This is a genomic window from Agrobacterium sp. 22-214-1 (assembly GCF_053522465.1).
Map to the genome: position 1 here is coordinate 939332 of NZ_JBNWCK010000001.1, position 14593 is coordinate 953924.

Below are 14593 nucleotides of genomic sequence, written 5' to 3' on the forward strand. Positions count from 1 at the left end.
GGCTGCAACAGCCACCGCGCTTTTTCGTTGCGCCACGTTGCAGCGCGCACTTGCATCCCGCGAATGCGGCCTCTATAGGTCGATACGTAATGTTATTACGTAACTATCTTTATCGATATGAGAGGGCCGAAACAATGCAGAAGACACTCACCCGCGTCACCGGCGCCGTCGCACTTGGTTCCCTGCTGCTGGCGGCGACCGCGGCAATGGCTGCCGGTGGCGACAAATCCGCTGCCCACAGCCACGACCACGGGCACGATCACGGCCACCAGATGACCGAGGCTGAAAAGCAGATCTACAAGGGTTATTTCAAGGATGCGCAGGTGAAGACGCGCACGCTTTCCGACTGGGAAGGCGACTGGCAGTCGGTCTATCCCTATCTGCTGAACGGCTCGCTGGACCCCGTCATGGCGGAAAAGGCGGCGCATGGCGACAAGACGGCGGCGGAGTACCGCGCCTATTACGAAATCGGTTACAAGACCGATGTGAACCGCATCGTCATCAAGAGCGACAGCGTAGCGTTTTATAAGGACGGCAAACCCGCTGAAGGCACCTATGTCAGCAATGGCCATGAAATCCTGACCTACAAGAAGGGCAATCGCGGTGTCCGCTACATCTTCAAGAAAACCGGCGGCGATGAGGCCGCACCGCAATTCATCCAGTTCAGCGACCACTCCATCGCCCCGGTCAAGGCGGGCCATTACCATCTCTACTGGGGCAACGACCGCAAGGCATTGCTGGACGAAGTGACCAATTGGCCGACCTACTACCCGTTCCTGATGGATGGCGGCGATATTGTGGAAGAAATGGCGGCGCATTGAGGGTATAGTTAAGATAAAAAATGACCTCCAATTCAAAAGTCATTTGCATATAGAATAATAGATTTTTGCTTCTCAGCTATGCAGGAGCAAAAATCTATAGAACTACAACTTTTCCTCCCTCGGACCTTGGCGCAGTTGAAAGCTTGATATCCTATCCCTGAGAGCTTCAACAGCCTCACCCTCCCTGCGTGCATAGTAAGGGCCAGCGTCTGGTATCATAAGCCTCGGCTCGCCTTTATTATACTCAACATAGTTATGACCTTCTTTCCGTTTTGCACGGAAGAAAAACTCTCTGTACCGTCTTGGAGTTATCCCGAAAAAGGGAGTGAAATCTACTGAAGCAAATTCGCCATAACTCCCCCGGGACGTTCCCTCAATCTTAACAGAATCTGCGTGTAAATCAGACGTTAAACTTTTGGGATACGGCTCAAGAAAAACAACTTTTGCTATTCCACTGGCAACAATATGCTTAGAACACATATGACAAGGGAATGTTGTACAAAATAATATTCCGTTTTGAACACTTATTCCTAAGCGTGCTGCATCACTTAGGGCCGACATTTCAGCATGGACAATACGGCCATACTCAAGCGCATCCATGAATTGCGATTTTTGCAGTTTCCTTTTCTGCTCATCACTAAGAGATTCACCGTCCTTCAACAGAATTGCCACGACTTCATCGAGCAGCTCTTTTTTGCGAACGTCGTTGCTATCGGTACCAAGGGTATATTCACGAGCGTCATATTTATTGTCAGACCAATAGGTTCCACCCGTAGCTTTTGGCACCTCATTCGCACCTAGTGATGCAATTTCGCCAGTTGCGCGAAAGATCGCAGCACCGACCTGTCTGGAAAGATCTAAACTTCGCAAAGCGGCCGAGTGAGCCAGATACATACCGTATTCGAGATGATTTGGGGAATAGCCGTTGTGTCCAAAGAGAAGCTCGACAAATCGACAAATTTGATCACCAACGCGAGAGCCGTCATCGGATCGGTCGTCGTTGATCACCACATCGGCGAGCTGAAATATTTTGCCAACCCGCTGACCGTTTGGCACTTCTATTTCATCCTCATCACGCACAACAAGGTGTTCTGCAAGATGGCGAAATTTATTCCCATCTCGTTTTTGATGATCGCGTGCTATCGTTTTTGAAAGATTATCAACTCGGACATCTCGAGCAGAATATACCGATATCTGTATAAATCGCGAACCGTACATTTCACGAAGCTGCTCCACCTCGTCTTCCGTTTTGAGTTGATCAATAATATATACTATCCCATTTATTCCTTCCGGTGCTTTATCTCTCTTTTCAGCTATCTGTGATATAGCTAAAACAGACAAGCTCTTCGTTCCTATATTATCACGAACGTAATTACCAAATTTTATAAAATTATCTATTCTTTCAAATTTATTTTTAAACAAAAGATCGCCACTATACCCCATCGATTCAGCGACCGCGTTAAACATTCCCGAAATTTTTATATGATGAAATTCAAACCTCTTCTTCTCAAACTCAGTTTTCAACGCACCAATCGTTGGATCCAGTTTCGTGCCAACGGGAGAAACAATTCCAATAATAATTTCCGGAAGAAAATTAACCGTTCCCTGGAACGTTTCGGTGGTCATCTCGTTCGCCATTTGTTAACGTTTCAATTACAAGATTCTTTCAAATGCGTACCGACTAGAAGTGGAGATGGCAATGCAATCTGTCGTCGAGAAAAAAGCTCATGAAAAAAATATCGAAGAAAATGAACTATTGGAACGCTTAGATTGTGTCGTGAAAAAAAGCCAAAAAGTTTATGAGGGCGCGATGGAGGATTTTAGAAATAATTTCACTCTTGGCCCAACGAAGTTTGACTTAGACGAATAAGAATACATAAAAAAGGCCCTCTGTAGGGCCTTTTTTATGCTTGGTCCCGAAACGTTAACCTTACCCTCACTGCCCCATGGTGGAGCGATGCGCCCAGCCGGTCATGCGCTTTTCAAGCCAGGCCATGATCGCATACATGACGATGCCTTCCACTGCGAGCATCAGCAGGCCGGCAAAGACGAGCGGTACGTTGAACTGGCTCTGCGCCGAACTCATCATGTTGCCGAGGCCGTAATTGGAGGCGACCGTCTCTGAAACGACCGAGCCGACGAAGGCGAGTGTGATGGCGATTTTCAGCGAGCCGAAGAAATAGGGCATGGAGCGCGGAATGCCGACCTTCAGCATGATGTCCATCTTCTTTGCGCCAAGCGCCCGCAGCACATCTTCCGTTTCCGGCTCTATGGTGGCAAGCCCGGTCGCGACGTTGACGACGATGGGGAAGAAAGAGATCAGGAAGGCGGTCAACACGGCAGGCACCGTGCCGATGCCGAACCAGATGACGAGGATTGGCACCAGCGCCACTTTCGGGATGGCGTTGAAGCCGATCATCAGCGGATAAAGCCCGGCATAGATGGTTTTGGACCAGCCGATGAACAGGCCGATGGCGAGGCCGGCGGCCACCGCAATGGCGAAACCCAGCGTCGTGGTATAAAGCGTCTGCAGCGAGTTCTTCCAGATCGGCGACCAATATTGCACGATGGCCTGTCCGACCCTTACCGGTGACGGCAGAATGGTGGGCGGCATTTTCAGCGCGTAGACCAACAGTTCCCACAACACGAAAAGCGCCAGTGTATAAAGCCAGGGGGCGGCTTTCACCCAGTTGACGCGGGCAATCAGCGGCTTGCGCGGCTCGGCCGCAACGGTGCCTTCCATGATCGCGCTCATGCCGCCACCCTCGCCTGCGCGATCTCGCCATGCAGTTCCTGCACCATGTCGTTGAAACCCTTGTCATACATGATATCGAGCTGGCGCGGGCGGGCAAACGGCACGCGATGTTCCGCCAGCACGCGGCCCGGCCTTGCGCTCATCACGAAAATCTTGTCGGCCAGAAATGTCGCCTCGCGCAGATCATGGGTCACGAGGATGATGGTGACGCGCTGCGCGGCGTGCAGGTCGCGGATGACGCACCATAATTCCTCGCGGGTGAAGGCATCGAGTGCGCCGAAAGGCTCGTCCAGCATCAGCAGTTCCGGTTCATGGATCAAGGCCCGGCAAAGATTGGCGCGCTGCTGCATGCCGCCGGAAAGCTGCCAAGGATACTTCGAACCGAACCCCTTCAGGCCGACGATTTCCAGAAGGCGCTCGGCTTTCGCGACATATTCCGCTTTATGGGCGCGCAGGCGCCGGCGATGTTTCTCGACGATCTCCAGCGGCAGCAGGATGTTCTCAAGCGTGGTGCGCCAGGGCAGCATCGTCGGGTTCTGAAACGCCATGCCGACGATGGAAACCGGCTCCGTGACCTGCCGCCCAGCAACGATGACATTGCCCTTCTGCGGAATGTGCAGTCCCGTCACCAGCTTCATCAGGGTCGACTTGCCGCAGCCGGAGGGTCCGACCACGGCCGCGAATTCGCCCTTGTCGACCGTCAGGTTCAAACCGGATACGGCCAGCGTGCCGGCGGAGCCGCCATAGCGCATGTCCACACTGTCTATTTCCACGAGATGTGACATTGCTGTTCCCGTTTTAAGTTGCTGATCGGGCGGTTGAACCCTGCAGCGTTGCGGCTTGTTTCTTCTCCCCGCCGGGGAGAAGGCGGCCCGAAGGGTCGGATGAGGGGGCAGCGCCAGCGATAGACCGAGAGCTTGCCCCCTCATCCCGCTGCCGCGGACTTCTCCCCGGCGGGGAGAAGAAGCATGCCGCACCCGCTCACTCCGCCCATTACGGAAGCATGCGTTCCTCCTTGACCGGCAGATAGGTCGCGTCGAAAACCTGCTCCGCCTTGACGTTGCCCTTCAGGCCGAGAGAAACTTTCAGCGTCTCGATGGAGGCGGAAAGCCGGGCTGGATCGACGCCGCCCATGCCGTTTTCCACCACATAGGGCGTCTTGATATTCATGCTGTTGGCCATGTTGAGGCGTTCAAGCTCGATGGCGCTGTCGAGCGTCTCGTTGCGCTTGAGCACGGCCGCCACGCCCTCTTCGGGGTTCTTGACGGAATCGGCGAAGCCCTTGGCCAGCGCTTTCAGGAAGCCCTTCACGGCATCCGGGTTTTTCTCTGCGAAATCAGTGTTTACCAGCACCGCATTGCCATAGAGATTCAAGCCGTGCTCGGCCATCAGGATGGTCGAGATATCGTCATCGGCGATGCCCTGCTTCTTGAGGTTGAGGATCACCGAAAAGGCAAAGCCGAAAACGGCGTCGACATCGCCCTTGGCGAGCATCGGTTCACGCACCGGAAAACCGATCGATTCGATCTTGATCTTGCTGTCATCGAGACCTGCGACCTGCTTGAAGGCAGGCCATTGCGCGAAAGCGCCATCCGGCGGCGGCGCGCCGAGCTTCTTGCCTTCCAGCGACTTCGGATCGCCGGTGACACCGAGCGACTTGCGGCCCACCACGGCAAAAGTCGGGCGCTCATAGACCATATAAACGGCCTTGATCTTCTGGCTAGGATCCTCGTCGAGGAACTTCATCACCGAGTTGATGTCGCCGAACCCCATCTGATAGGCGCCGGTCGCCACGCGCGGAATGGCTTCCACCGAGCCGTTGCCGCTATCGATGGTGACATCGAGGCCTTCAGCCTTGAAGTAACCCTTGTCGAGCGCCAGCAGGAAACCGGCGGCGGGGCCTTCGAACTTCCAGTCGAGCGTGAATTTCACCGGCGTTTCGGCCCGCGCCTCGACGACCGGCAGCGAAAAACCACCGGCTACACCGATGGCGGCGATGGTCAGAGCCCTGGTCAACAACCTGCGCGTTAAAATCATCTATTCCCCCTGATGGTTTTGTTGGATTGGTTGCATAAGACCCAATTCCAGCCCTCAAGGCAAGATAAAATTGCATACAAAATAGCCGTTATTTTGTATGCTTATTTTATATGCATAAACACGCACAAGACAGGCAAAAAGCCGGCATTTTGCCCATCGCGCATGCAACGAAGCGAAAGCGGGATCGTTCACGCAGAGAACACAGCGTTCTCATTTGCCGGGGTTGCGGATCAGGGGCAGCGTGCGACAAATAGGGCCACGAACAGCAGGCGAAACAGCGGGACGGCAAGATGAATTCTGCACTGGGCATACACCACATCACCATGATTACCCGGAAGGTGCAGGCGAATGTGGATTTTTACGCCGGCTTTCTGGGCTTGAGGCTGGCCAAGCGCACGGCCGGTTTCGAAGATGCCATGCAGCTGCACCTGCTTTATGGCGACGATATCGCCTCGCCCGGCTCACTTCTCACCTTTCTCGTCTGGGAAGATGGCGGCCAAGGCCGTGTCGGTTACGGCCAGACGCTTGAGATTTCCGTGGCCATCGATCCCGCCGCCATCGGCTTCTGGCTGACACGGGCGCTGAAATTCGGCATCCGGGCGGAAGGCCCCTCCGATGAGTTCGGCGCTCCGGTCATCCGGCTGAAAGATCCTGACGGCCTGATCGTCAAGCTGGTCGGCACCCACGCCTTTGCCGACGCCACACCGCATGTGACGGACGATATTTCCGCCGAGGACGCCATTCGCCGCATCTATGGCGCGACGGTGCTAAGCGAAGTGCCGGAAGAAACCGTGGCGTTTCTGGAGAAACATTTCGGTTACCGGCAGGAAAGCCAGGCAGGCGCAATTCGCAGGCTCGTTTCCGAAAGCGGCGACATTATCGATGTGCGCGACGCTACCGGCTTCTGGTCGAGCGCGCCGGGCACCGGCACCGTCGATCATATCGCCTTCCGTGCAAAAGACATGGATGAGCTGAACGCGGTTCATACGGGGCTGAAATCGCTGAATTCCAGCACCACCAACGCCCATGACCGCAAATATTTCCACTCGCTCTATGTCCGCGAACCGGGCGGCGTGCTGATCGAAATGGCAACCGACGGGCCGGGCATGACAGTGGACGAACCGTTGGAATCGCTCGGGGAAAAACTGTTCATCCCGCCGCTCTTCATGAAGGACGAGGCGGATGTGCGTGTCGCACTGCCGCAATTTGCGATGCCGGGCGAAGAGCGCATCGTCTATCGCGACCTGCCCTTCGTGCACCGTTTCTACACGCCCGAGGAGCCGGATGGCAGCACCATCATCCTGCTACACGGTTCCGGCGGCAGCGAAACCAGCCTGATGCCGCTGGCGCACCGGGCAGCGCCCCGCGCCACACTTCTCGGCATGCGCGGCCGCAGCACGGAGGAAGACATCGCCCGCTGGTTCCGCCGTAATCCCGATTTCAGCTTCGACCAGAAGGATATCGTCGCAGAAGCGGAAGCCTTCGCCGCCTTCGTGGAGGGGGCGATACGGTCCTATGGTCTCGACCGTTCGAAACTGCGGTTTATCGGCCATTCCAATGGCGCAAATTTCTACGCGGCCTTTGCCGCGCTTTATCCCGAACTTGCCGGAGACGCCCTGCTCTATCGCCCAATGCCTGTTCTGGAAACATGGCCGCAGTCCGATCTTTCCGGCCGCAATGTCCTGCTTGTGGCGGGAGAACGCGACAAATATCTCGACAAAGCGCACGAATTGCAGGGCCGGCTGGCGGCGAGCGGAGCAAGAGCCGAGATGGAAACGGTTGAGGATGGGCATGAGCTCGGTCTTGCCGATATCGAAGCGGCGCGGCGCTGGCTGGCGGATGTTTCCTGACACGGCGGGCGGGCGTGTGCCACCCCCTCGCCACCCGACCATTCATCAACCGGGCCTTGCATAAATTCACCAAAAGGGCTTTAAAAACAGCTTCGTAATTGGAGAGTCCGTTTGGAAATCCCGCTGTTTGTCCTCGCCCTCGTCGCGGCCTTCATCTACACGCTGGTCGCGAGCATCCGCAATTCAAGTCGAATCAAGTCGCTGGAACGGGAAGTTCTCAGTCTCAAGCGGCTGATGGCTGCGGGCGTGACGTCGCCTGTGGCGGCGCAGGCGGAGAGCGCGGAATCTACGGCAAAACCAGACTTCGCAGCGGAAACGGGAAGCGAAACCGCACCGGGAGCAACAGCCTTCCAAGCTGAATACGCATCCGAGCCAGAAGAAGCCGCAGCCACGGAAGAGGTCGCGCGCGAAGAAGCACAGCCCGCACCTGTCGCAACGACTGTCGAATCACCGGCAACGAAGGAAAGCTTCGAAAGCCTGCTCGGCGCACGCTGGGCCGTCTGGGCAGGCGGGCTGGCGCTGGCGCTTGGCGGTATTTTCCTCGTCAAATATTCGATCGAATCGGGGCTGCTCAGCCCGGCGGTCAGGCTGTCGCTCGCCGCCATTTTCGGCCTCGTCCTCGGACTTGCCGGCGAGGCTGTCCGCCGCAAGGCGGTGCCGGGCATCGCCGCCACCTATTCCAACGCCATGATACCGGGCGTGCTGACGGCGGCGGGCGCCTTGACGCTGTTCGGCGTCGTCTACGCCGCCTATGGCATTTACGGCTATATCGGACCCGGCATGGCTTTTGGCCTGCTTGGGCTCGTCGCCTTCGCCACCATCGGGCTTTCGCTGCTGCACGGGCAGGCGCTGGCCGGTCTCGGCCTTCTCGGTTCGATGCTGACGCCGGCGCTGATTTCCACCGAGACGCCGAATATCTGGGCGCTCTTCCTGTTCCTCACCATCTCCTGGCTGGCAACAGCGGCCGCGGCGCGCAGGCAGGGCTGGACCGTGGTTCCCTCTCTCGCCAATGCCGGCCTCGGCCTCTGGGCGCTCGGCTATATCGGATTTTCCGAAACGGTGAATGTCGAACCTGTCGTTCTTTCCCTGCTCCTCATGATTGCCGGGACGATCTGGCTTTGGCCGGGAGACACGTTTGATAAATCCAACCGCGAAATCTACGCGCTGGAAGAGGCAAAAGCCGAAACGACCGCCATGCGGCTGATACACCTTTTTGCGCGGCCGTCCCTGGCGATCAGTCTCACCGTATCGCTTGCCGCTGCGCTACCGGCAGTCGCCATCCTACTTTCCAGCGGTGGGGTGAGTGTCCATCCCGCATTCGCAATGATAGCACTCCTTGCCGCGCTCGCTGCACTCGGTGCGAGCCGCCATTTTGCCGTCTGGCCGGCAATTTTCGCGGCCCTGACCGCACAGACCGGCATCTCGCTCCTCGGGCAACGGTTTTTCGGCTTCGATCCGTTACTCGATGGAAGCGCCGTGGTTACTTTGCCACCCGTGAGTATCGGCACGAGCCCGAACGTCGCCGCGAGCCTTTCATTTGGCGCCATTCTGGTGCTGTGCGGATTTTCTTTCATCAAAAGAAAAGGTCCGGCAGACCAAAGCTTCGCGAAGTTGTGGGCGTTCCTCATCGCACTGTTCCCGGTCTGGATCGGCACGACGAGCTTTGTCCTTTTCGGCAATCTCGGCCGCGACGGGCTGCATGCCGCCTATGGCCTCGGCCTTGGACTGGTGTTGCTTGCAGGCGCCGAGTGGCTGCACCGGCAGAACGACGAGGCCTATCGCAAGCCGCTGAACATCCTCGTGCTCGGCTCCTTCGCCGCCTTCGCGCTTTGCCTGCACACGCTGACGGAGGGGCTCGCGACAACCGTGCTGCTCTCCGTCATCGGTTTCGTTTATGTGCTCGCGACACGTTACCGCAACTGGGATGTGCTGCCCTGGGTGATGGCCGTGGCGAGCGTTGCCGTTCTCGGCCGCATCGCCTGGGAACCCACTATTGTCGGGCCGCAAAATCTTGGGCTCACGCCGGTCTTCAACGCGCTTCTGCCGGGTTACGGCATTCCCGCACTGCTGGCCGTCGCCTCGGCGTGGCTGCTGCGCGACTGGCCGGGGGTCAGGGCGAAGAACTTCCTGCAGGCGATTGCCAGCGTCATGGGGCTTCTTGCTGTCGCCATCCTCATCCGCCACGCGATGAATGGCGGCACGCTGGATGACAGCGTGCCGACGCTTGGCGAACAGTCGATCTACACGCTGCTGACCATCGGCTTCTCGGGCGTGTTGATGACGCTCGATCTCAAGAGCCCCAGCCCCGTCTTCCGCTATGGCTCGATGATTGCTGGCGTGATTGCCGTCATCAACGTGCTGACGATGCATTTCTTCACGCTCAACCCCTATTTCACCGGCGAAAATACCGGCAGCATCCCGTTCCTCAACCTGCTGCTGATCGGTTACCTGTTGCCGGCGCTCGCCTATGGCGGCCTTGCCTATTATGCGCGCGGAAAACGTCCGCCGCCCTATGTCAGCATGCTAGCGGTGGCCGGTGCGGCACTCGGCTTTGCCTGGGCCACGCTTTCGGTGCGCCGTTTCTGGCAGGGCGAGAACATTGCCGACTGGAAGGGCTTTCTGCAGGGAGAGACCTATAGCTATTCGGTGGTCTGGCTGCTGATCGGCGTGTTGCTGCTCGTGCTCGGCTCGCGCTTCAATGCCCGCAGCCTGCGTCTTGCATCGGCCGCCTTCGTGCTGATCTCGGTTGCCAAGGCCTTCCTGATCGACATGAGCAACCTCGAAGGCGTGCTCAGGGCGCTGTCCTTCATCGGTCTCGGCGCGGTGCTGATCGGCATCGGCCTGTTCTACCAGAAAATCCTCACCCGGAAGCCGCAGGCATGATCGCGGCCGAGGCTTTCGCGCCCTATGCGGCGCTTGCGCAGGATTTGATACCGCACGCCGCCGATACGGGCGACGGCTCGCATGATCTTGCCCATATTCACCGCGTCTTCCGCAACGCCATGCGCATCCATGCGGGCGAAGGCGGCGATGGCACCGTGCTGGCCGCCAGCGTGCTGTTGCATGATTGCGTGGCGGTGGAGAAGAACTCGCCGCTCCGCGCGCAGGCCTCACGGCTGGCTGCGGAAAAAGCCTCGGGCATTCTCGAGTCTCTCGGCTGGCAACAGGCGGATATCGACGCCGCCGCCCATGCCATCACCACCCACAGCTTTTCGGCCAATATAGAGCCGCAGACGCTGGAGGCGAAAATCCTTCAGGATGCCGACCGGCTGGACGCCATCGGTATGGTGGGGGCGGCGCGCTGCTTTTATATTGCCGGGCGCATGGGCTCGGCGCTCTACGACCCGGTCGACCCGCTGGCGAAGGAGCGGCCGCTTGACGACCGCGCCTTTGCCATCGACCATTTCGAAACCAAGCTGTTCAAGCTGGCCGACGGCTTTCGCACCGAGACGGGCCGGCAGATGGCCAAGGCCCGCCATGAGCGGCTGAAACAGGTGCTGGACCTGTTTCTCGACGAGATTTGAGGAGACCCGAGATGCGTGTGACCGAACTCAACATCTATCCGCTGAAAAGCGCGCGCGGCATTCCCCTCTCCGAAAGCACTGTTTCGGCAGAAGGCCTGCCGGGCGACCGTCGCGCCATGCTCATCGATCCCACCGGCCATTTCATCACCCAGCGCGAATTGCCGGCCATCGCCACGGTTCTGGCCCGGCATGAGGATGGCGGCATGGCGCTTTCGCGGGAAGCGAATGGCGAGGTTCTCGCAAGGCCTTCCGGGGAGCGCATGGATGTGGCGGTGTGGAAATCGATCGTCAGCGCCAATATCGCCGATGGCGAGACCAACGACACGCTCTCGGCATGGCTGGGGCGCGAGGTGAAGCTGGTGTTCTTCGACGACGCCTCGAAACGCATTGCAAGCCTCGAATGGACCGGCAACGAAACGCCGGTCACCTTTGCGGACGGTTACCAGATTCTCGTCACCACCACCGCCTCGCTTGCCGCGCTGAACGACAATATGCGCGCCAATGGCGAGGACGCGGTCGGCATGGAGCGCTTCCGGCCCAATATCGTGCTTGATACGGACGAGCCATGGGCCGAGGACCGCTGGGCGGCTATCGAGATCGGCGGCATTCGCTTCGATCTGGTCAAACCCTGCGCCCGCTGCATCATGACCACGCAGGATCAGACGACCGGCTCCCGCGATGTGCCCTCCCCCATGAAAGCCATGGGCCGCATCCGCATGTCCGGCGACCGGCGCGTGCCCGGCCCGCTGTTCGGCTGGAACGTGACGCCGCGTGGCGAAGGCAGGCTGTCCGTCGGTGATGTGGCGAAGGTGATCGAAGAAAGGCCGGAAGGCTGGGCGATCAAGCGGCGCTAGTTGGAGACTGTAGTTTTAAGTTGATTTTCGAATAACAAAAATCAATCATGGGTTTATTTTCAGGAGATGTTCCATGGTAGATTTTTTCAATGTCATTTCAAATAATCATATATCCGTCGTAGCAACGATAGGCATATTGATGTGCGTGTCGGGTTTGCTTCTGTGCTTCTTTTCCGGCGGCAAAACACATGGGCTCCTGCTTGCTCTTGTCGGCGCCGTTTTTACCGCTCTGCCCTTCATCACCAGTATGAAGGTCAATAGGGACGGATTGGAGATTTTGACCAATAGCCAGAAGGCCAATATTGAACTGGCGACGACCGTAGCTAAGCAAACGCAAGCCATCGAGGAAGTGAAACAGGGGCTGGCGGCACTCAACACCGTGGTGCAAACATTTGCCAGCACGCCTGCTGCCGGGTCGGATAATTCCTTTACGCCAAAGATAAATTGGCTTCAAATCCAGAAGAATCTGAGCTCGTCGATAGACAAATCAGACTCGCTCCTGGGCGATATTCAGCAGCGGCAGCAGAGCGTTGAGGATATTCTCGGCAAAAACGAGGCTCTGATAGGCAAGATGCGCTGACAGCGTCTTATCAATCCCATGAATAGTGGCCGTCAAGAAAAGTCGCTAGTGGGACCGACTGACAAAAGATAATATTCATCCCATCGTAGCGGAATCCGCGGCAAGCCATGCCCCTCTTTTTTTGGGGGTGAGGCGCCGCGATGGGGGAATATTCATGTCGCAAGCCACACGCCAGACCATGCCCTGGCTGATTATCGCCGCCGGGTCGCTGATCGCGGTCATGACCTTCGGCCCCCGTTCGGCCATGGGCTTTTTCCAGTTGCCGATGCTCGCCGACACCGGCTGGGACCGCTCCACCTTCGGCCTCGCCATGGCCCTGCAGAACCTCTTCTGGGGGCTCGGCCAGCCCTTCTTCGGCGCCATCGCCGATAAATACGGCACCGGCCGCGTACTCGTGCTTTCCGGCCTGCTTTATGCCGCCGGCCTCATCTGCATGTCCTTCGGCACCTCGCCCTTCTGGCTGCATTTCGGCGGCGGCGTGCTGGTCGGGCTCGGCATTGCCGCCGGCTCCTTCAGCGTCATCCTTTCGGCCTTTGCGCGCCATGTCACGCCGCAGCAGCGTTCGCTCGCCTTCGGCATCGGCACGGCGGCGGGCTCAGCCGGCATGTTCCTGTTCGCGCCGATCAGCCAGGGCCTGATTTCCACCTATGGCTGGTCGGACAGTCTCGTCTGGCTTGCCGCGATGATGATGCTCGTGCCGCTGCTCGCCTTTCCGATGCGCGGCAATTCCTCTTCAGGCAGCCAGTCGCAGGCGCAGTTCCAGCAGACGGCGGGCGAGGCGCTGAAGGAAGCGCTCGGCCATAAAAGCTACCTGCTTTTGACCACGGGCTTTTTCGTCTGCGGTTTTCAAGTGGCCTTCATCACCGCGCATTTCCCGGCCTATCTCGGCGATATCGGCATCGAACCGCGCTACGCCGTCATCGCCATGGCGCTGATCGGCTTCTTCAACATCATCGGGTCGCTTGCCGCCGGCGTCATCGCCCAGCGTTATTCGAAGCCCTATCTGCTGGCCTATATCTATCTCGCCCGTTCGGTTGCCGTCACCGCTTTCCTGCTTCTGCCGCAATCGCCGCTTTCTGTCATCATTTTCGCCGCCGTGATGGGCATTCTCTGGCTTTCCACCGTGCCACCGACCAATGCGCTGGTGGCGATCATGTTCGGCACGCGCCATCTCGGCATGCTCGGCGGCGTCGTGTTCCTGTCGCACCAAATCGGCTCGTTCCTCGGCGTCTGGCTCGGCGGCTTCCTTTACGACAGGCTGGGTTCCTATGATCTCGTCTGGTGGCTGGGCGTCGGCATGGGGATTTTCGCGGCCATCGTGCATTGGCCCATTCAGGAGCGACCGGCTCCGCGGCCTGCAATGGCCTAGTCAGACAGCCTTATCGAGGGCGGGCGGCATCGCGCTGCCCTCCGTTGCCCTGCGCTCAAGCGCCTTCAGCGCCGCCTGCACGAAACCGTCGCGGGCGGCGTTTTCGTTGAGGCCACGCGGATCGTAGACATGCCGGTTGAGGAAATGAGCGGTGAGGCGGAAAGCCGCCGCAAGGCTGTCAGGATCGGCGGCCTTCGACTGGCCTTCGTTTAAGAAAGCCGGAAGCGACAGCATCCGCTCCGCATAGGGCGCACCTGCCGTGCGGCAAACCGCCCTGCCCGTTTTCGGCGATACATAGATGAGATCGGTGCGCAGCCCCGTCGCCGCGCATTCGGTAAGATCGAGCCCGAAACCGAGTTCGTTCAGCACCGCCAGTTCGAAGCGCACAAATAACTCCCCGGCATCGACGGGGTCATGCAGATTGTCGAGAATGATATCCAGCGCCTGATAGAGATGCGGGTGCGGATCGCGCTCCGGCAGAAGCCTGAGCAACGCGCCCATGGCCTGCACGCCATAAACGGCGGTCGCCGTTTCCATCAGTTGCGCGGCGCGCAATTGCAGCGGCTCGATGCGGAATTCACCCAGATGATCGTGAAGGCGCGCCCGCCAGATGACATCCACCCGGTTGCCCGCCTGAAGCACGGGCTGCATGCTGCGGGAACGGCCGGAACGCACCAGCCCCAGATGGCGGCCACGCGAAGGGGTCATCACCTCGGCGATGACACTGGTCTCGCCATGGCGTTTGACGCCGAGAATGATTGCCTCTTCCTGCCACTGCATGAAACGCGTCCGAATTTCGATTC

The 14593-nt window shown here is 58.4% G+C and carries 13 protein-coding genes; 8 read left to right on the forward strand and 5 right to left on the reverse strand.

Features of this window, described 5'->3' with window-relative positions:
- The first annotated feature begins 134 nt into the window (after positions 1–134).
- On the forward strand, positions 135–821 hold the full coding sequence (locus ACQZ5G_RS04750; protein ID WP_448737537.1) for a metal-binding protein ZinT: 687 nt from the start codon (positions 135–137) through the stop codon (positions 819–821).
- Between the two features lie 102 nt (positions 822–923).
- On the opposite strand, the gene ACQZ5G_RS04755 is transcribed toward ACQZ5G_RS04750, so the two are convergent.
- Positions 924–2447, reverse strand: a complete 1524-nt coding sequence (locus tag ACQZ5G_RS04755; protein WP_448737536.1) for an anti-phage dCTP deaminase — start codon at positions 2445–2447, stop codon at positions 924–926.
- Positions 2448–2520: 73 nt separating this feature from the next.
- On the opposite strand from ACQZ5G_RS04755, the gene ACQZ5G_RS04760 reads away from it, so the two are divergent.
- Positions 2521–2691 (forward strand): hypothetical protein, encoded by a 171-nt coding sequence (locus tag ACQZ5G_RS04760; protein ID WP_448737535.1) that lies wholly within the window; start codon positions 2521–2523, stop codon positions 2689–2691.
- Between the two features lie 66 nt (positions 2692–2757).
- On the opposite strand, the gene ACQZ5G_RS04765 is transcribed toward ACQZ5G_RS04760, so the two are convergent.
- The 3 genes from ACQZ5G_RS04765 to ACQZ5G_RS04775 form a co-directional block, all read right to left on the reverse strand.
- Entirely contained in the window at positions 2758–3576 is an 819-nt protein-coding gene (locus tag ACQZ5G_RS04765) for an ABC transporter permease (protein ID WP_003520664.1), read from the reverse strand.
- On the reverse strand, positions 3573–4361 hold the full coding sequence (locus tag ACQZ5G_RS04770; RefSeq protein WP_003520663.1) for an ABC transporter ATP-binding protein: 789 nt from the start codon (positions 4359–4361) through the stop codon (positions 3573–3575). Before ACQZ5G_RS04770 ends, ACQZ5G_RS04765 begins: the two co-directional genes overlap by 4 nt.
- A 208-nt stretch (positions 4362–4569) precedes the next feature.
- Positions 4570–5613 (reverse strand): ABC transporter substrate-binding protein, encoded by a 1044-nt coding sequence (locus ACQZ5G_RS04775; RefSeq protein ID WP_448737534.1) that lies wholly within the window; start codon positions 5611–5613, stop codon positions 4570–4572.
- A 290-nt stretch (positions 5614–5903) separates the two neighbouring features.
- Here ACQZ5G_RS04775 and ACQZ5G_RS04780 point away from each other — a divergent pair, with 290 nt between their 5' ends.
- From ACQZ5G_RS04780 to ACQZ5G_RS04805, 6 genes are all read left to right on the forward strand, one after another.
- Complete coding sequence (locus ACQZ5G_RS04780; protein WP_003521140.1) at positions 5904–7463, forward strand: VOC family protein; 1560 nt, start codon at positions 5904–5906, stop codon at positions 7461–7463.
- 111 nt (positions 7464–7574) lie between these two features.
- Complete coding sequence (locus ACQZ5G_RS04785) at positions 7575–10346, forward strand: DUF2339 domain-containing protein (RefSeq protein WP_448737533.1); 2772 nt, start codon at positions 7575–7577, stop codon at positions 10344–10346.
- Positions 10343–10987, forward strand: a complete 645-nt coding sequence (locus ACQZ5G_RS04790) for an HD domain-containing protein (protein WP_080856174.1) — start codon at positions 10343–10345, stop codon at positions 10985–10987. The genes ACQZ5G_RS04785 and ACQZ5G_RS04790 overlap by 4 nt, the downstream gene beginning before the upstream one ends.
- Positions 10988–10998: 11 nt before the next feature.
- Positions 10999–11841 carry an MOSC domain-containing protein gene (locus ACQZ5G_RS04795; RefSeq protein WP_448737532.1) on the forward strand — a complete coding sequence of 281 codons (843 nt, stop codon included), beginning with the start codon at positions 10999–11001 and terminating at the stop codon, positions 11839–11841.
- Between the two features lie 73 nt (positions 11842–11914).
- Positions 11915–12421: a hypothetical protein gene (locus ACQZ5G_RS04800; protein WP_035260323.1), complete on the forward strand. Its 507-nt coding sequence runs from the start codon at positions 11915–11917 to the stop codon at positions 12419–12421.
- 154 nt (positions 12422–12575) lie between these two features.
- Positions 12576–13790, forward strand: a complete 1215-nt coding sequence (locus tag ACQZ5G_RS04805; RefSeq protein WP_162934057.1) for an MFS transporter — start codon at positions 12576–12578, stop codon at positions 13788–13790.
- Here the strand turns inward: ACQZ5G_RS04805 and recO are convergent, their stop codons facing one another.
- Positions 13791–14570: a DNA repair protein RecO gene (gene recO, locus ACQZ5G_RS04810; protein WP_448737531.1), complete on the reverse strand. Its 780-nt coding sequence runs from the start codon at positions 14568–14570 to the stop codon at positions 13791–13793.
- Positions 14571–14593 lie beyond the last annotated feature (23 nt).